This window comes from Maribellus sp. YY47 (assembly GCF_023111095.1).
Classification (GTDB): Bacteria; Bacteroidota; Bacteroidia; order Bacteroidales; family Prolixibacteraceae; genus Draconibacterium.
Genome location: NZ_JALGYW010000004.1, coordinates 134,299 through 153,456, shown reverse-complemented (window position 1 = coordinate 153,456; position 19,158 = coordinate 134,299). Strand labels below are relative to the sequence as shown.

Annotated in this window: 17 protein-coding genes; 16 read left to right on the top strand and 1 reads right to left on the bottom strand. The window is 42.1% G+C overall.

Annotated features, from left to right (window positions below; genetic code table 11):
* Nucleotides 1-97: 97 nt before the first annotated feature.
* From tpiA to prmA, 10 genes are all read left to right on the top strand, one after another.
* On the top strand, nt 98-856 hold the full coding sequence (tpiA, locus tag MR764_RS04700) for a triose-phosphate isomerase (RefSeq protein ID WP_247978242.1): 759 nt from the start codon (nt 98-100) through the stop codon (nt 854-856).
* A gap of 253 nt (nt 857-1,109) precedes the next feature.
* A complete protein-coding gene (locus MR764_RS04695) occupies nt 1,110-1,562 on the top strand; it encodes a hypothetical protein (RefSeq protein ID WP_247978241.1) in 453 nt (150 codons plus the stop codon).
* A 234-nt stretch (nt 1,563-1,796) separates the two neighbouring features.
* Nucleotides 1,797-3,725, top strand: coding sequence for a 4Fe-4S binding protein (locus tag MR764_RS04690; protein ID WP_247978240.1), 1,929 nt, complete (start codon nt 1,797-1,799; stop codon nt 3,723-3,725).
* Between the two features lie 14 nt (nt 3,726-3,739).
* Entirely contained in the window at nt 3,740-6,589 is a 2,850-nt protein-coding gene (locus MR764_RS04685) for a carboxypeptidase-like regulatory domain-containing protein (protein WP_247978239.1), read from the top strand.
* 28 nt (nt 6,590-6,617) lie between these two features.
* Nucleotides 6,618-7,838 (top strand): DUF4876 domain-containing protein, encoded by a 1,221-nt coding sequence (locus tag MR764_RS04680; protein ID WP_247978238.1) that lies wholly within the window; start codon nt 6,618-6,620, stop codon nt 7,836-7,838.
* A gap of 62 nt (nt 7,839-7,900) precedes the next feature.
* Nucleotides 7,901-9,466 carry a DUF6850 family outer membrane beta-barrel protein gene (locus MR764_RS04675; protein ID WP_247978237.1) on the top strand — a complete coding sequence of 522 codons (1,566 nt, stop codon included), beginning with the start codon at nt 7,901-7,903 and terminating at the stop codon, nt 9,464-9,466.
* Nucleotides 9,467-9,661: 195 nt separating this feature from the next.
* Nucleotides 9,662-10,552 (top strand): ABC transporter ATP-binding protein, encoded by an 891-nt coding sequence (locus tag MR764_RS04670; RefSeq protein ID WP_247978236.1) that lies wholly within the window; start codon nt 9,662-9,664, stop codon nt 10,550-10,552.
* Nucleotides 10,553-10,556: 4 nt separating this feature from the next.
* On the top strand, nt 10,557-11,225 hold the full coding sequence (locus MR764_RS04665) for a hypothetical protein (protein ID WP_247978235.1): 669 nt from the start codon (nt 10,557-10,559) through the stop codon (nt 11,223-11,225).
* Between the two features lies 1 nt (nt 11,226).
* Complete coding sequence (locus MR764_RS04660; protein WP_247978234.1) at nt 11,227-12,462, top strand: DUF4857 domain-containing protein; 1,236 nt, start codon at nt 11,227-11,229, stop codon at nt 12,460-12,462.
* Nucleotides 12,463-12,541: 79 nt separating this feature from the next.
* A complete protein-coding gene (prmA, locus tag MR764_RS04655) occupies nt 12,542-13,378 on the top strand; it encodes a 50S ribosomal protein L11 methyltransferase (RefSeq protein ID WP_247978233.1) in 837 nt (278 codons plus the stop codon).
* On the opposite strand, the gene MR764_RS04650 is transcribed toward prmA, so the two are convergent.
* Entirely contained in the window at nt 13,368-13,880 is a 513-nt protein-coding gene (locus tag MR764_RS04650) for a metallophosphoesterase family protein (RefSeq protein ID WP_247978232.1), read from the bottom strand. The genes prmA and MR764_RS04650 overlap by 11 nt on opposite strands.
* Nucleotides 13,881-13,954: 74 nt before the next feature.
* On the opposite strand from MR764_RS04650, the gene MR764_RS04645 reads away from it, so the two are divergent.
* From MR764_RS04645 to MR764_RS04620, 6 genes are all read left to right on the top strand, one after another.
* On the top strand, nt 13,955-14,233 hold the full coding sequence (locus MR764_RS04645; protein ID WP_247978231.1) for a putative quinol monooxygenase: 279 nt from the start codon (nt 13,955-13,957) through the stop codon (nt 14,231-14,233).
* 63 nt (nt 14,234-14,296) lie between these two features.
* Nucleotides 14,297-14,791, top strand: coding sequence for a histidine phosphatase family protein (locus tag MR764_RS04640; RefSeq protein WP_247978230.1), 495 nt, complete (start codon nt 14,297-14,299; stop codon nt 14,789-14,791).
* 205 nt (nt 14,792-14,996) lie between these two features.
* Nucleotides 14,997-16,307 (top strand): cytochrome ubiquinol oxidase subunit I, encoded by a 1,311-nt coding sequence (locus MR764_RS04635; RefSeq protein ID WP_247978229.1) that lies wholly within the window; start codon nt 14,997-14,999, stop codon nt 16,305-16,307.
* Complete coding sequence (locus MR764_RS04630) at nt 16,300-17,310, top strand: cytochrome d ubiquinol oxidase subunit II (RefSeq protein ID WP_247978228.1); 1,011 nt, start codon at nt 16,300-16,302, stop codon at nt 17,308-17,310. Before MR764_RS04635 ends, MR764_RS04630 begins: the two co-directional genes overlap by 8 nt.
* Before the next feature lie 83 nt (nt 17,311-17,393).
* Nucleotides 17,394-18,095 (top strand): 16S rRNA (uracil(1498)-N(3))-methyltransferase, encoded by a 702-nt coding sequence (locus tag MR764_RS04625; RefSeq protein WP_247978227.1) that lies wholly within the window; start codon nt 17,394-17,396, stop codon nt 18,093-18,095.
* A 61-nt stretch (nt 18,096-18,156) separates the two neighbouring features.
* Nucleotides 18,157-19,155 carry an alpha/beta hydrolase gene (locus MR764_RS04620; RefSeq protein WP_247978226.1) on the top strand — a complete coding sequence of 333 codons (999 nt, stop codon included), beginning with the start codon at nt 18,157-18,159 and terminating at the stop codon, nt 19,153-19,155.
* The last annotated feature ends 3 nt before the right edge of the window (nt 19,156-19,158 follow it).

Below are 19,158 nucleotides of genomic sequence, written 5' to 3'. Positions count from 1 at the left end.
AGGCGCTGCAATGCAGGGATGCAGGATTGTATCGTTTAACCTGCTAATTTTGTGTGCGTTTTAGAAAATTCTAATCTATTAAATAATTTATCAGAATATGAGACAAAAAATAGTAGCCGGTAACTGGAAATGCAACACTACTTTGCAGGAAGGTATCGAACTGGCAAAAGCAGTAGATGCGATAGTAGCAAAAGAAGCTGCCGACGATGTAGTGGTAGTTATCGGAACTCCTTTCACTCACATTACAAAAGTGGTTGAATCGGTAAACACTAAGAGAATTGGTGTTTCGGCACAAAACTGTGCTGCCGAAGCCAAAGGCGCTTTCACCGGCGAGGTTTCAGCAGAAATGATCAAATCAACCGGCGCAGAATATGTGATCCTTGGTCACTCTGAACGTCGCGAATACTATGGCGAAACCAGTGAAATCCTGAATAAAAAAGTAGCTCTAGCACTGGCTAACGGTTTAACTCCGATCTATTGCTGTGGTGAAGCACTTGAAATTCGCGAAGCCGGAACACACAACGAATATGTGGTTAACCAGCTGGAAGAAACAGTTTTCCAACTGTCACCCGAAGATTTCAAGAAAATCGTAATTGCTTACGAACCCATCTGGGCCATCGGAACAGGAAAAACTGCCAGCTCTGAACAGGCACAGGATATGCACGCCAACATTCGTGCGGCCATTGTTGCTAAATTCGGCGAAGAGATTGCTGAAGGTACTTCTATTCTTTACGGTGGAAGCTGCAAACCCAGCAACGCTCAGGAATTATTTGCCAACAAAGACGTTGACGGTGGATTGATTGGTGGCGCTGCTTTAAAAGCTGAAGACTTTATCGGCATCATCAAAGGATTCTAAGAATAAGGTATTATTCTTTAATAATATTCTCAAAAACCATGATTCGGTAACTCACTGGATCATGGTTTTTTTATTCCCATAATATTCATCCTGCTTAACAAAAAGCTGTAACACAAATTTGTCAATAACGCAGGTTTATACGACTTAATTTGTAATTTAGCAACACAATGCCAACAGGATCAAAATGTTTAACAGATTCTGGTCTTTTAAGCATAAGGCGGCATAGCTTGTTATTCGTTAATAAAATTACAGAATGAAGTATCCGGTCGTACTCCTTAGTCTAATAATAACCCTCTCAATCACAAGTTGTCATAATGCTTCTAAAAAATCGGAAGAAATAGCTTCTTATACCTATAAAGAAGAAAAAGTGGAAATGAACAGTAAGCTCAGAGCTAACATTCCGCAATGGGTAAAAGAAGGAACCATTTGTTACGGATTGGTCGTACAGGTTGACGGGAACGATAATCCGGTAAAGGGAAAGCCGGTGAAAGCAAAGGTTGTTCAAATGGGTAGAGATGCCATCAAAATGAAGGCTCTTGAAACCGTTAGTTTGGTGGAAGTGGAAGGCTGTACCAAAATGGGCATCAGTAAAGGTGAAACCTGGGACGAAAACGAAGGCGATCTGTATCTCAGTTTCGAAGAAGCAGTTGACGCACTGAAAAAAATGAAAATATACAAGATATCAGACAGGGCAACGGTAGATTAACCGTTAACTCATCAAAAGATGAGCCCCTGCCAGAATCGGAGATAAACTTTACCAGCATTAAATATTGATGTAATAGAATCGCAGTAGTAGACTGATTTAAAAAATTCGGAAATATCATTGACATAATCCTAATATTTTAAAGAAAGTCGCCACTGCTCCTACTCGCTAAACCACAAGAAACGAACGAAAAACGAACTTGGAACACCGATAAATCCTTCAACACCATATCTTAAAATGAAACCAACAACCAAAAATACAAACTGGCCTCGCCTGATCGTTCAATGGGGTATTTTAGCCTTCATTCTTATCCTCGCTTTTTTGCCCGGATTCACCAAAATAACAGCACCCGATTTTGAAGCTTACTGTCCGTTTGGAGGCTTACAAGCCTTGGGCAGTTATTTGTTGAGCCAGGCTCTGTCGTGTACCATGACCAGCGCCCAGATTGTTATGGGAGTTATCCTCTTTGCAGGGATTTTACTATTCAGCAAGCTTTTCTGTTCGTATGTGTGTCCCATCGGGACCGTTAGCGAGACACTGGGGAAGCTTGGCGACAAACTCAAAATTCGGTTTACCATTAAAGGAATCGCCGATAAAATACTTCGTTCGTTAAAATACATTCTTCTGTTTGTTACCTTGTACTATACCCTTCAATCCAACGAACTGTTCTGTAAAAAATTCGATCCATATTTTGCGCTGGCTTCAGGTTTTAACAGCGATGTTGAGCTGATGTATGCCCTTGGCGCCATTGCTTTGGTGATATTCGGATCGATCTTTATACGCCTGTTTTGGTGCAAATACCTTTGTCCGCTCGGAGCAATTTCCAATTTATTTAAATTCTCACTTTTCTTTATTGCGCTCCTTTTCGTATACATAATACTGCTGCAGGCAGGAATAAATATCAGCTATGTCTGGCCCCTGGCAATAGCCTGTATTGGAGGCTATATTATCGAAATAGGCGGTTTAAAAAGCAGGTTCACACCTGCAGCCAAAATTACCCGCAGCACCGGAAGTTGTATTAACTGCAAGCTATGCAGCAATCAATGTCACCAGGCAATCGATGTGGCCAGCTTAAAAGTGGTCAACAATGTTGACTGCAACCTTTGCGGCGATTGTCTGGAGGTTTGCCCGGTAGAGAAAACGCTCACCATTAATCAACGACCGAAATTAAAACGCTTGCCGGTTATCGCTTTGGTGGCGCTGGTGGCGCTGGGCATCACACTTGGAAATGTATGGGAAGTTCCCACCATCGATCTTCGCTGGGCAAATGCGGAACAACTGGGTAGCGCGGCAGAATTTACCCAAACCGGCCTTAAAAACATTAAATGCTACGGCAGCTCCATGGCTTTTGCCAACAAAATGAGAGAATTGGACGGCATTTACGGAGTGGCAACTTTTGTGGAACACAATAAGGTGAAACTTTTATACGACGACAGCCGCCTGACCGAAGAAAAAATCCAGGAAGCAATGTTTACCCCGCAAAAGAAAACCATTCGTCCTGTTTCTTCCGATATCGATACGGTTTACGGCATCACCTTCAGACTCGATAATTTTTTCGACGACATGGATTTTTCATACCTCAACCTGTTGTTGTACTACAAAACCAACGCTGTTGGCATGATTTCGGAATTCGATTGTCCGGTGATGGTCAAAATACTGTTTCCGAACAAAATTGAAAATATCGATTCCTTAGTAACGATCATCGAATCAAAATCATTAACCGTGGAAAGCCAAACCGGTGACAAAGTCACATACAAGCTGGGATACGAAGTAGCTGGTAAGCCCGAATTATTTGAGTTTTCGAAGGGTGAATACCTCAACTCCCTCTTCATACCTTATAAACGGAGTTTTAATTATCGCTCCACCTACTCCGACGATGTTTTGAACACGTACAAAATTCCGCTGGGGAAAAACACAACAGTGTACAACAGAATATCTTATCTTGTCAGCCATTTGTCGAACGATGACGGAATTGTAGAATTCAAAACTGAACTCGACAGTAGTTACCGGGAACAAGTCGTAATTACATTTGTAGATTCGATGACCAATACGATAAACGTGGAAAATGCTTTATTGAGTGACTCTTTGAGCCTTACCTATTCGTCAGGCAACACAGGGAAAGTGCCTAATATGTTTGACTTTAGTGACGAAATTACAAAAGATTAAAATTCTGATTTCAGATGATGAGAATTTCTCTTGGTAAAACTGTACTGCTAATCCTCCTTTATTTACCTGTCATTTCAATGGCCCAGAAGAATTATGAGCTTTCCGGAGTAGTTGAAAATAAGGAATCAAAGGAAAAAATAGTACTGGTTGCCCTTCAAATTCTGGAACTGAACCGGTGGACGACTTCAGACATGAACGGTAAATTTACTTTTGAGAATGTCCCCGAAGGAAAATATACCCTCCAGGCATCATGTCTGGGATATGAGAAATATGAAATTCAGCTTACCCTGCAAACTAATATTTATGATTTCAGAATTAATTTAGAGGTAACTTCTTTGGGCCTGGACGAAGTTATTATTGTTGCAAAGGAAAACACCGGTTTAACTACATCTTCGAAAATAGAAGGTGTTGCATTAGAACACGTTCAGGCAACCAACCTTGCCGATGTAATGCAGCTTATTCCGGGGCAAATAACGCTTAATCCTGATATGTCGCAGACGAATCAAATCTCAATAAGAGACATAAATACTCAAAAGGATCCGGCAGACAACGATGCATTAGGTACAGCTATTATTATTGATGGAACACCTGTTGATAATGATGCAAATATGCAAACCTTAAATACCACACGTGGTGGGACATCACAAACCTATTCCACTGCCGGGCAAGGAGTTGACTTAAGACAGATTTCAACCGACAATATTGAATCCATCGAAGTCATCAGAGGTATTCCTTCAGTTAAGTATGGAGATTTAACCACCGGTGCAGTTTTGGTAAAAACAAAGGCAGGAGAAACACCTTTGAAAGCAAAGGTAAAAGCCGATCCCAATATTAAGCAAGCTGCCATTTCAAAAGGCTTCCTTTTAGCGGGCAACAATCTGGGAGCTGCAAACATCGACTTCGACTTCACGCATTCTTATGACGATCTAAGGAAACCAGCAGAAAGTTACAAAAGAATTACCGGACAACTTAGTTATTCAAATACCCTCTTCAAACAAAATAAACCATTGAGCATCAATACTAAATTTGGATACTTCCATACGATTGATGATGAAAAAAATGATCCCGATCAACTTCAATTGGAAAAAGAAAGGGAAAGAGAATCAGGCCTAGACCTTAAAATATATGGGAAATGGGCGATTCAAAAATGGTGGCTGGGAAACATAAGCTACAACTTTTCAGGTAGTTTTAAGAAACAAAACTATTACAATTACCGGCTAAATTCAGGCAGCTCAACTCCTGTCCCCTCCTCTTATTCCTCCGGGGAATTTGTAGCTGACATATTACCCTCGAGCTATTACTCCGAATTAACCATCGACGGAAAACCGTATAACTATTTTGCCACCGTTAATATGGACTCACGCTGGAAAATCGGCAGGCTGAGCAGTAAAATGATTTACGGTTTCGACTGGCGTATTTCGGGGAATAAGGGAAAAGGCCGACAATACGATCTGACACGTCCTCCGTTGGGTAGCATCAGTACCCGCCCCCGGGCATTTAATGATATTCCAGCCAATAAAAAATTAGCGCTTTTTGTTGAAGAAGAACTTGTAATTCCAATCGGAGAAACCCGGTTAACAACACAGTTTGGCCTCCGCTACAACAATATGCTTCCCAAAGGAATATTTTCGACAAATGGTTATACCTTCATTGAACCCAGAATAAATACGGCTTACAACATCATCAAACTTAATCGGGAAAAAACAGTTCAGCACCTTACTTTTCACTTTGGCTACGGGAAAACCTCCAAAACTCCAGCCATGTTATTTCTGTATCCCGACAAAGCGTATTTTGATAGAATAAGCTTTAACTACTATCCCGAATTAATTGTTATTACTTCAAAAGTTTTTGATGGAATTTCCAATCCTGATTTAAAACCAATGACCAATGATAAGCTGGAGCTGGGCGCCGACATTTCCATTCTTGGAGTAAAATTAATGGTTACCGGATTCAAAGAAAAAATCAGAAACGGATTCAATTGGAGTCGTAAGTATTACACCATGGATTACAAACAATGGCACACTTTGGGCCCAGGCTATTTTCCGGTGTTTGAAAACGGAGAAATTATCTATAACGATAACGGAGCGCCTCAGATACTTGGATTCGAATCAAAAACAAGGTTTGAATATTTTGATATCCCTGAAAATAATTACAGCGTCGATAAAAAAGGGATTGAGTACGTGGCTAATTTTGGCCAATTAGAGCAAATTAAAACAAATTTCAGTATCGACGGCGCCTATTTTTTTATAAAAAGAACTTCTTCTGTTATTCCATTTTCAGATTACATATATTCAACTTACCAAGGAGGTGATTATCCCTTTTCAAGTATACTTCCCGGTAACAAAGGTCTGATTTCGCAACGCTTTAACTCCAATTTTAAAACCACTACCCACATTCCTGATTTGAAAATGATTTTCACCTTCACACTCCAAACCATTTGGATGGATAAGTCTCAGTCATTTTGGGAAGATAACAAGGGAAATCCGCTGGCATATTCGATAGGAGAAAATGGAGAACGCTTATACGGCCAAAAGAATGATGGGAAAAAGCTGAATATAGATCCAATAGGTTTTTTTGACATGAACATGCAGTACCATGACTGGCAAAATGATTATTCGTTTGTTGCCCCTTATTCAACCATGGTAACCAAATACGATAGTGATTATTTCGATCAGGAATCCTATCCTGTTAGCTGGCAGATTAATCTAAAGTTAACCAAAGAACTTGGCCATTATGCCAACCTTTCGTTCTTTGCCAATAACTTACTAAATCAAAGACCGTTGGTAAAGTTGTCGAAAACAGGAATTTACCAAAGAATGAACCAGCCAGCCTATTTTGGAGCTGAATTAATTTTAAAATTATAAATATCTTTAACAATAAATTTTCACCGATATGAAAAAACAAGGAAGCCTAATTTTTACCTTTCTGCTGAGTTTACTCCTAGTAAACTGTGGAAAGGATGATATCGCCCCAAGCCACCTTGTGACCCTAAAAATAGTATATCCGGACGGTTTCACTGCTGCCGATTTCCCGGGAGACGTGACAGTTACCGCCACAAACACCAATACATCGAGAGTCACATCAGTTGTGGCAACTCCCAATGGCACAGTTACTTTTGAATTAGTTGAGGGAACATACAACTTTAACACTGTGTTTTCAGTTACCGGAGATGACAATCAGGAATATACCTTCAACGGAGCCATTTCCAATTACAGCTTACTGATGGAATCGATGGTGGATATGAACCTGATTCTTGCCGATAATACAGGTGGGTTTATTTTCAAGGAAATTTATTATGTATCTTCGAAGACTCCGGAAGGAAAGTCTTACAGTTCTGACCAGTTTTTTGAAATTTACAACAACTCTGGAGACACCCTTTATGCTGACGGGCTTTGCCTCGCCGTACTGGATCATACCACTACATCCAAACTCACCGTTTGGGTTAATGAAGATGGTTCTCTTATGGAGCGTCTGCCCTTAGCTTTCCATACCTGGATAGTGCCGGGAAACGGAACCGATCACCCAGTTTATCCCGGGCAGAATATTGTAATCGCCCAAGACGGGATTAACCACATTACCGATGAAAATGGAAATCCAAATTCTCCTGTTGATCTAAGTTCGGCTGACTGGGAAACCTATGTTGAGTCTTCGGGCAAAGATCTCGATGCTTCTTCGGTTCCAAATCTTACTGTGGTCTATACTACTTCAACGATAATGGCAGACTGGGTTATCTCTACTTTGGGACCAGCAATTGTGCTTTTCAGATTTCCAAACAGCTGGGAAAGCTATGTGGCGGATGCGAATAATTTTATGATAAAACCCGGCAGCAGTCAATCAACTGAATATATGCTAATTGACCGGGATTATGTAATTGATGCGGTTGAATTAGCTAAATTTGATGCGCCAGAGATTTATAAACGCCTTCCTGCTGAATTGGATGCCGGATACACTTATGTTGAAGCGGGACCGTTCTCTTCGAAATCCGTTAGAAGAAAAGCAAAAATGATTGTTAATGGAAGGGTTATATATCAAGACACCAATAACTCGTCCGTAGATTTTCTTCACGATTTAGTTCCCACGCCCGGCGTTAATCCAACCGTTGCTGAACAATAATTTATATGATAGATAAATCTGCCTCTGTATTGCAGAGGCAGATTTTCAATTGTTTTTCCTGAATGACAAAGTTCAAAACCATATTCCTGCTTTTCTCGGCCCTATGTTTCGCTGGAAATGTATGGGCAAATACGTCGCAGGATAGTACTCACTCTATCTATTCATTCAGATTGTATGAATTGCAGAACCCCTGGCTGAACAGCAATAACATTTCAGGCATAATATTTAATCCAAAATCAAAACTTGGCCGTGTTTATGGCGGTTATCAGGTAAGCGATGGAGATTTCCATCTAACCAGAAATCCGTCACACCAAAAAAACTATTCTCTCTTTTCGGAGAGCTACCTGCATTTAAAAGACAATTATTTCTACGGAAAATTTGAATACCGCAACAGCGACGAAAATGGGAATTTATGGGTGGGCGTTTTCGATCCTAACCGAGAAACTCCCTATATTATCGGAGACTCAGTGTCGGGCGCCAATTACCACAAAGAAAGCTTTCATCTATCAGGAGGCATCGCAAAAAAAATAACTGAAAATATTTCATCGGGATTGTTGGCCGAATATAAAGTTGGAGTAGCTGCCAAACAGAAAGATCCACGTCCGGAAAATATTGTCACTGAATTTTCGGTAAGTCCGTCGGTAATTTTTTTTCTTCAAAATACAAAGCTTGGCATAAACCTGGGATTTCGGAACAGAAAGGAAGATATTGAATACAAACAAATTGTTACCAACGACACAGATCCGACCTACTTTATGTTTAAAGGATTAGGATTTTACTCCTCCGAGACTGCCCAAGCTTATTATCGGTTTCAGTCGCAAAACAGCTATTCTGGTGGTATGCAGGTTGAAACTTCCATCAGGAATTTAAAGTCGCTCACCGAGATTAACGCGAATTACAGCCTCGAGAAGCTTAGTGATGGAAAAAACAATAATAAAAAATCAGCCGGAGGAGATTGGAAAAGCTACAAAATTGAGTTTAATCAGCAACTTACAAAAGAAAATCAACGGTCGATTCAGAAACTTTCATTTAATGGCTCCTATTTTAATGGAGATGGCATTGAGTATAATCAGCAGCAGGCAGTAAATGACGATAACTTCGTCGAATATATTACGCTTTCTAAAAACCTGAAATTTAACCGGCAGATATATCAAGCAAAGCTTAATTTCGATTTTTTGAGGTTTCAGGCAACAAAAAAAATGAATTGGTTAGGGTCGGTCTACTCTGCCATTAAAATTAACAGGGAAAAATACTATTACATCCCTGAAGTGTTTAATGCCGAATATTCGAATATTGAAAGTGGCTTTAGTTTCATCAGGAATTTCAATGCGCCATCTTTTAGTATTGCTCCGGAAATGGAGATAAAATACAAGTACAATCTTTCGCGCGAAATAAACCTTGCCAGCGATGCAACCATAAAACAAAATAAAAATGTGTATTTAAACGACTTCAGTTTTTATACTTCTGATTGGGTAATGGTTTCATTAATGGTCAATTGTGAATTGAATTTACCCAAAACCGATATTGCCGACGAGCTCTTTATCAAAATAGGATTTGATCATTGGGAGACGACCAACCTCGGAACCCAACAAGATATATTAACCACTAAAATTGGATTTATATTTTAGACCTTATATCATATATTGTAAATAAAAACCAAAGCAGACAAATCAACCTGAAATGATTAAACGATAATCCAAATGTACCAACAACCCATGCAACTGTATTTGGGTATCGACTATACGAAACGCTTATCTAAAATGACAGCTGACCGGGAACAAAACAGAACAAACATACAACTAGCAATCAACGATTAACAAAACATGAGTTCATACGCGATAGAATGCAAAAACCTCACCCATTACTACGGGAAAAAAATGGTGTATGAAGACCTGAATTTCCATGTAGAAGAAGGAAGCATACTGGGATTATTGGGAAAAAATGGTGCCGGGAAAACCACGACCATCAATATTTTAAATGGTTTTCTGCAGCCACGCAGCGGCGAGTGCCTCATTTACGGGGAAAACACTCAGCACCTCACTCCTCAAAACAAGGCGCGCATTGGCTTTCTTATCGAGGGCCATATTCAGTATGCGTTTATGAATATTCACCAGATCGAAAAGTTCTATTCGGGCTTTTACGAAAGCTGGAATCCCGAACCGTACTGGGAACTGATGTCGAAACTGAAAGTTACACCCAAACAAAAAATTTCGACCATGTCGTGCGGACAACGATCGCAGGTGGCGCTGGGTTTGATTCTGGCACAAGACCCTGACCTGTTGATTCTGGATGATTTTTCGATGGGGCTCGATCCGGGTTACCGCCGATTATTTATCGATTATTTGCGTGAATATGCTAAGGCCAAAAAGAAAACCATTTTCACCACCTCGCACATTATCCAGGATATGGAGCGACTGATCGACGATGTATTGATTATGGATTACAACCGGGTGCTGGCCCAGCAAAACGTGAACGACTTTATGCGCTCCTTCAAACAATTTTACCTCGAACTGGAAGATCCGTCCATCAGCCTGAAAGACGAGGATTTTGTGGTGAACATCGAAAAAGTACACAACAAGCTTGAGATTTACACTTACGAATCGGAAGAATTTGTAAAGAGTTTCCTGGAAAAAAACGGGATTAAGTACCAGGCATTTCAAAATGTGGAAATGGGATTGGAAGATGCCTTTATTGGTTTAACCGGAAAATATTAGCACGATGTGGAAATCAGTTATATATAAAGAATGGCTAAAAGTCAGATGGTTTGCCATCGTTTATGCCCTGCTGGGAATACTGGTGGTTGGCTATCTTTTTTTGAAAGTGCAACACGACACCACCTTTAACCAGACCAATAATTACTGGTACCTGATTCTGTTTAAAAAACTGAATTTTTACCGATCGCTTCAGTTCATTCCCCTTGCCGGTGGTCTGCTCGTGGCGATTGCCCAGTATTTCCCCGAAACGGTGAACAAACGCATCAAACTCACCTTTCATCTTCCGGTGAACGAAAACAAGATACTTCTTACCATGATGAGTTTCGGCACCGCTATTTTACTGGCTGCTTACCTTGTTTTCACACTACTGTTTACCGGAATTGCAGCTTTTTATTTTCCGACAGACATTATTGCTCCGGCTCTTGTTTCACTTGCACCATGGTTTTTGGCGGGTTTTGCGGGTTACTACCTGCTTGCGCTTATTGTTTTGGAACCGGTTTGGAAATACCGTTTTTTGTATGTGCTCACAGCAGCTACAATAATTCCTTTGTATTTCGAAAACGGCCCGGCCGCAGCCTACCAGCCGGTCAACCTGAGTCTGGCTGTTCTTACAATCTTATTAAGTATCGCATTGTTGTTCTCGGGTTACCGCTTTAGAAAAGGAGAAATGTAAAATGGTAAAAATTAGTAGATACGTATTGGTCTTCGTTGCAATTATCGGGTTTGCAATTGTCCTTCCAAAACTTTATTGGATAGCTTTTGCCCAACCCATCAAAAAACCCTTTATCCAGTACAGTGCGGTCGATCACGATTTTATGATCATGCGAACCGGTGAAGACAAAGGCTTTACCAACACCAAAGGTGAAACATTTACACGCGAAGAATACGAAGCCAAACTTCCGTTTATGTACACCCGCCAGTTGCTGATGAATCAAAACCTGCCCGACTCGCTGAACGGTGTTGAAATGGATCCGCACCAGATCAGCAAATACAAGTCGAATTTTAATTTGAAACCAGAGGATGTTAACACTCCCCGCCCCTCGCTTTACCCGCTGTTTGAGTCGCAATCAGGACGTGCAACCCTCGAAATGCCCGAAGACTTTTTCCGGATTAACTGGCGAATGGAATTTATCGATGCCGCAACCAATCAAATCAACGAAGAAAAAAGCCGCATGTTTTCAGCCGTTTTATACAACCGTGGTTTTAAATTTCCGGCAACTTCAATTAACGGGATACCCACCAACCTGAAATCGTGCGACGAAGGTTACCTGATTGTCGATTCTGCCGATCAGCTTTTTCATGTAAAAATGATAAAAGGAAAACCTTTTGTACGGAAGGTAGATCTGCCTGAAGGATTGAAATTCAAAACGATTCAATGTGTCGACGATGCCGACAAGCTCTATTATGCCTATCTTTTTTCTGAAGACAATCACCTGTACGGATTAACGCAGTGGGATTATTTGCTGGAACGCTTCCCGGTTGATGACGTCAATCCTGATTTGTACGAAATACGAATCTGGGGCAATTTGCTCAATTATGATGTGCAGGTTTTAGGTGAAGGTTTTACGCGTTCACATATTTTCGACCGCGATCTCAATCCGGTGAATGAATATGCTGAAAGCTGGCCGGTTCAAAGCGAACGTAAAGAAGGACAAATCGCCGCAGCGTTGTTCCCGGCTCAACTAAGCATGACAGATGAAAATTCAGAATACATCAACTTTTATTGCAAAGCAAGTGGTTCGTATTACTGGATTGCGGTGAGCCTGTTTCTTGCGCTGGTTCAGTTTATGATTATCCGTAAACGGAACGAAAAACCTTCCAATCAGATACTTGATTTGGTGATTGTTTGCATCACAGGAATTTATGGTTTTTTAGCGGTAAATTTCTTTCCAAACAAATTTTTCAAATAGAAAGAAAAAGCAAAAATAGTAGCAGTCGTTCGATAATCGGATGGCTGTTTTTTTTATACCTTCACAAAAAATTTTTCCCATGGACTACAAAAAGGTAAGCATCGAAATCACCCCCTTTCAAGAATGGCTACGCGAAGTATTAACAGCGCAGCTTGCCGAAATTGGTTTTGATAGTTTTGTAGATAGCCCGGCAGGTTTCGAAGCCTATATTCCGGAGTCGAATTACCACAAAGGACAGCTCAACGAAGTGCTGAACGAGTTTTCTGAAGACTTTTGTTTTGATGTGAAATCGGAAACAATTGAAGATCAGAACTGGAACGAAGAATGGGAAAAAAACTATTTTAAACCCTTGGTGGTTGCCGACCAGTGCGTGGTTCGCGCACCTTTTCACACCGAATATCCAAAACTGAAATACGAGATTGTGATTGAGCCCAACATGGCTTTTGGTACAGGAAACCACGAAACCACCTCGCTCGTGCTCGAATCGATCCTTCAGAACGATATGTCAGGAAAATCGGTGCTCGACATGGGCTGCGGAACCGGAATACTTGGCATTCTGGCTTCGATGAAAGGAGCAGAAAAGATTACCGCCATCGACATAGATAAGTGGTCGTACGAAGGCAGTCTCGAAAATGCGCGGATCAACAACATTCATAACCTCGACGTAAAACTGGGCGATGCCAAATTATTGTCGACCGATACTTACGATGTAATTTTTGCGAATATCCAGCGAAACGTATTGCTCAACGACCTGCCAGCCTACAACAGCGTGTTGAATGCCGGAGGTACCCTGATCATGAGTGGATTTTACAAGGAAGACATGTCGGCCATTAAAACAAAGGCTGAAAGTCTGGGGCTGAAAGACGCCGGCTTCAAAGTAAAAAACAACTGGGTAGCCTACTCATTTACAAAGTAGGTACAGCCTCGCTTCTCGGAATTTGCCAGATTTCCAGGTCGCGAATTTCTTTCCTGTCGATGACAAAACGCACGGCCGTACACACTTTGTGGAAACCTTTGTAGCCTGCTGCTCCGGGGTTGATGTGCAGAAAATTGAGTTTTTGATCGTAAATCACTTTTAAAATATGCGAATGCCCGCTGATAAAAAGATCGGGTGAATTGGTATAAATATCAGGTTTTACATAGCGTTCGTATCGCCCGGGGTAACCACCAATATGTGTCATCCACACATCCACCTCTTCGCATTTAAAACGTTGATGCATGGGATGAACAATGCGTACATCCTGTCCGTCGATATTTCCGTAAACAGCTTTCAGCGTTTTAAAAGCGGCCAGCCGGTCAGCAGTTTCAATGTTGCCAATATCGCCGGCATGCCAAATCTCGTCTACCTTTTCAAAAAATGTAAAAATCCGTTCGTGAATAAAACCATGTGTGTCTGATAACAATCCGATGCGCCTCATCTCTGTATTTTCTATTGCGATAAATTAAGTTAAATTTGTTTGAACCAAAAATCAAATAACCAAAAATTGTAAATATGATTTCAATAGTAGCCAAATTTACGGTAAAGTCCGGAAAAGAAACAGAGTTCCTGAAATTGATCGACGAATTGGGAAAGGCATCGAGGGCCGAGGCAGGATGCATTGAATACGTCCTCCATAAAGCATTGAATAACGAAACAGTGTATTGTTTAATTGAGAAATGGAAAGACCAGGAAGCTGTTGATTTTCATAACAATACTCCGCACTTTACCGGTATTGTACCCCAAATTGTAGAACTGGCCGCGGCCGAAATTGATGTTTACCAAACGATTTAACGAATCGTAAGTAAACTGCGGGCCTGCTTTTCTCGTAAAACTTTCATCTTAAACAAACTACAAATGAAACGAGTAGTAATAGTTCGCCACGGGAAAGCCGTTCCTTACGGCTACGACGATGACTTTAACCGTGATCTTCAGGATCGCGGGAAAAGTGATGCTGCGCTGGTGAGTTCCGAATTAAACCGCAGAAAAGTAACACCCGACCAAATCATTTCGAGCCCCGCCAAAAGGGCCTTAAAAACGGCTCGTATTTTTGCCGAAAACCTGGGGTTCGATCTGAATAATATCCGGGAAGTGGAAGCCATTTACGATGGGATGACAACGGGCGATTTTATCGATTTTATCCAGGAATTGCCAGGAGAAGCCCAAACGGTTTTCTTTTTTGGCCATAATCCGGGGTTTTACTACTTCGCCGCCAATCTGTTGCGTTCGTTTCACGGCGATATGCCCACCACCTCAACCGTGGGAATCGAATTCGATATCGACGACTGGAAAGAGGTAAAAGCCCGAACCGGGTCCCTCGCTTTTCATCTAGCGCCGCGAATGTTGAAGTAATCTGCAAGCGCCGGCTAATGTTTCCGGCCAATGTTAAATCTGACTCTGTTCGAACTGCGCCTCTCGTTCCTTAATATCCAAGTTATCAAAACATTGCCACAGGCAACATTGGGCCCGGATGTTAACTTTTGATTTTACAGCAAACCGAAATGAATTAGGACTGTTGATGAAAGTGAAAACAATTACAAACAATTAATATAAAAACATGGATACATTTATGGCTGCCCGCATGCAGATGGGGGTTTCGCTCGGATTTCATATCATTTTTGCCTGTATAGGCATGGTTATGCCGTGGTTTATGTTTGTGGCCGAATGGAAATGGTTGCGAACCAACAACCCGGTTTATCTCGATCTGGCCAAAGCCTGGTCGAAGGGAGTGGCAATTTTCTTTGCCGTTGGTGCCGTTTCAGGCACGGTACTGTCGTTTGAACTTGGCATGCTCTGGCCCGGTTTTATGGAACACGCCGGCCCCATTTTCGGGATGCCTTTTTCGTGGGAAGGAACGGCTTTTTTTGTGGAAGCCATTGCCTTGGGTTTATTCCTGTACGGATGGAAACGATTGAATAAAAAGGTACACCTGTACACCGGGCTGGTGGTTGGAATTTCCGGTGTACTTTCCGGAATATTTGTTGTATCAGCAAACGCCTGGATGAACGCACCCGCCGGGTTTGACTGGATCGACGGCCAGGCATTTAACATCGATCCGGTTAAGGCAATGTTCAACAAAGCCTGGTTTTCTCAGGCACACCACATGACCATTGCAGCTTTCTCTGCCACCGGGTTTGCCGTAGCCGGCGTACATGCCATTCTGTATTTAAAGAATAAACTTGAGATTCATGCAAAGGCCATCACCATTGCCCTGGCATTTGCATCGGTGGCAGCTATCCTTCAGCCTGTCAGTGGCGACCTGGCTGCAAAAAATGTAGCCAAGCTGCAACCCGCCAAACTGGCTGCTTTTGAATCTCATTTCGAAACGCAGACGAAAGCGCCGCTTATTATTGGCGGAATACCCGATGTGGAAAATGAAACAGTAAAATACGCCATCAAACTTCCGGGATTTTTAAGCTTCCTGGCACACGGCGATTTTAACGCCGAAGTCATCGGCTTAGACCAGTTTCCAAAAGAAGAATGGCCCCCCGTGCCAATCACGCACTATTCATTCCAGATTATGGTGGGTATTGGTACCTTTTTGATGCTCATCGCGGCTATTTTCCTGGCCGGAACATTCAAATACAAACACTGGCTCGAAAAGAAATGGTGGCTTAAAATGTTGTTTGCTGCTACCCCGCTCGGCTTTATAGCGGTGCAAGCCGGTTGGATTGTCACCGAGGTCGGACGGCAACCGTGGATCATTTACGGCATCATAAAAACAAAAGATTCGCTGACTCCGATGCCGGGCATTCAATACACATTTTACACCATATCGGTGGTTTACCTCATCCTCAGTTTTGTGGTTATCTGGCTGTTGAGCCGCCAAATCAAAGTTTTACATGCTAAATATCTGTCCAATGGTTGAATTTAATTTTCTGATACTGGTCATCTGCCTCTTTTTGTATGTTTTGCTCGGTGGAGCTGATTTCGGAGGCGGAATCCTTGAATTATTAACCCGCGGAAAAGCAGCCAGCATTGTTACCAAAGCCATTGCCCCGGTGTGGGAAGCCAACCATGTTTGGCTGATCCTGGTGGTGGTGATTCTTTTTGTCGGTTTCCCGTCGGTTTATTCCACCGTTTTAACGGCTTTGCATATTCCGGTTTTACTGGTACTTATCGGCATTATCATGCGCGGATCGGCTTTTACATTCCGGCATTACGACATAGAAGAGAAACGCCCGATGAAGATTTATTCCGTTATTTTTCAATACTCCAGCCTTTTTACCACCTTCTTTTTAGGCGTAACACTGGGAGGGATCATTCTGGGAGAAATTACGATGGACTACCGCGAAGGTTTTTACCAGGTTTACATTCACCCGTGGATGAATCTGTTTTCGATGAGTATGGGTTTGTTCCTGGTGTTATTGTTTGCCTTCCTCGCCGGTATTTTTACGGTTAGCGAGATAAAAGATGAAAAATACGTCCGCTACTTTGCCAAAGTGACCAAACGCCTGCTTTTGGGATTGGTGATTACCGGTGCGCTCGTTTTTCTCACGGCCAAACTCGAAGGCCACGGATTACTGGTTGAATTCATCCAGTCGCCGGTAAGTATTGCTGCCATCGTTCTGGCCACCATCGCACTGCCCTTTTTGTGGAAATACCTCAATCATCCCAACGTTGTTATGCTTCGGCTAATTGGCGGTTTCCAGACCACCATGATCGTTACCGGCTGGTTTGCCATTCAGTTTCCCGTATTGGTAAATATCAAAGATGGACCCGATATTACACTGCAAAATGCAGGTGCGCCCTACAAAGTCCAGCTGTATTTGCTGATTGCTCTTGTAGTGGGTGTACTTATCATTCTCCCTTCGGTGGGCTATTTATACAAGGTTTTCAAATTTGGCGACGATACCCGGGACAACTTTTAATTCAAAAAGATGATCATTGCCAAACGATAGAGATAAAACCATGATTTGATTATTTTTGTGTCCATCACAAATCGAGAGAAAAAATGCAGCTTTTTTATATTCCGGAAATAACAGGAACTACAGTCACGCTCGACACCGATGAATCAAAACATGCGGTAAAAGTCATGCGTCTGACCAACGGCGATAAAGTTCAGATTGTAGATGGGAAAGGGGGCTTTTACCTGGCTGAAATTGTGGACGACCACCCAAAAAGCTGCACCATCTCTATCCTGGAAACCCATAAAGAATTTGAAAAACGGGATTTCAGTTTACACCTGGCCATTGCTCCAACCAAAAACATCGATCGTTTTGAATGGTGCCTTGAAAAATGTACCGAGATAGGAATTGATACGATCACCCCCTTACTTTCGGAGCATTCAGAAAGAAAGGTGATAAAACCCGAGCGTATGGAAAAGATCCTGGTTTCGGCGATGAAGCAATCGGTAAAAGCCTATCTGCCGCAACTCAGTGAACTGACACGGTTTGACGACCTGCTCAAAACAGATTTTCAGGGCGATAAATTCATTGCCCACTGTAACGACGGAGAAAAGCAACATCTGCAAAAATTGGTGTCTCGGAGAAAAGACGTGTTGATACTGATTGGCCCGGAAGGCGATTTCAGCCCCGAAGAAGTGGAACGTGCCAAAGCTGCCGGTTTCACCGAAATTTCGCTGGGGAATGCCCGCCTGCGGACCGAAACTGCCGGCGTGGTGGCCTGCCACATTGTAAACCTGGCCAACGACTAAAACAAAAAGCCTGAACATTGATGGTAGATTTTCGTTTCAATCTAATTAATACGAAAACACCATGAAGACGTTAAACACAATTATTTTTCTTCTTTTTATTCAGGTATCTGCCACGGCCCAGTCGAACCAGTTGAAATGGCTCGACTTGGAACTTACCAATTACGAATATCCTTATCCGGTTGAATACCTGCAGTTAAACATACAACTGCAAAACCTGAAAATGGCATATATGGATGTTAAACCCGAAAATTACAACGGGAAAAACATCGTACTTTTTCACGGCAAGAATTTTAACGGCGCCTATTGGAAAACCACCATCGATGCCTTAACCAAAGAGGGTTTCCGGGTGATTGTTCCCGATCAGATTGGTTTTGGGAAATCGTCGAAACCCGAAAATTTTCATTATACCTTTCAGCAACTGGCAAACAACACGAAAATGCTGCTCGATTATCTGCATGTGACAAAAACAGCAGTTTTGGGGCACTCGATGGGTGGAATGCTCGCCACCCGGTTTGCGTTGATGTTCCCGGAAACGGCTGAAAAACTGGTTCTTGAAAATCCGATCGGACTGGAAGACTGGAAACTGGTTGCACCTTACAAACCGGTGGAATGGTGGTACGAAAACGAACTTAAAAAAGGCTATCAGCAAATAAAAGATTACCAGCTGGCCAGTTATTACGACGGAAAATGGAAGCCCGAATACGACGAATGGGTAAACCTGCTGGCGGGGTGGACATTAAATTCTGATTATTCGCGTATCGCCTGGAATGCTGCGCTTACCTACGATATGATTTTCACACAACCGGTGTTGTACGAATTTCCAAATGTACAGGCTCCTACCCTGCTGATCATCGGCACCCGCGACCGGACGGCCCTGGGAAAAGGACTGGTTTCGGAAGATGTGCGAAAGACAATGGGATTGTACGAAAATCTGGGAAAGCAAACACAGGCAGCCATTCCCAACGCAACGCTGGTGGAAATTCCAAATATTGGCCATTTACCCCACATCGAAAGCTTTGATCAATTCATCACTCCGTTAATGAAATTCATGAAACAATAGATC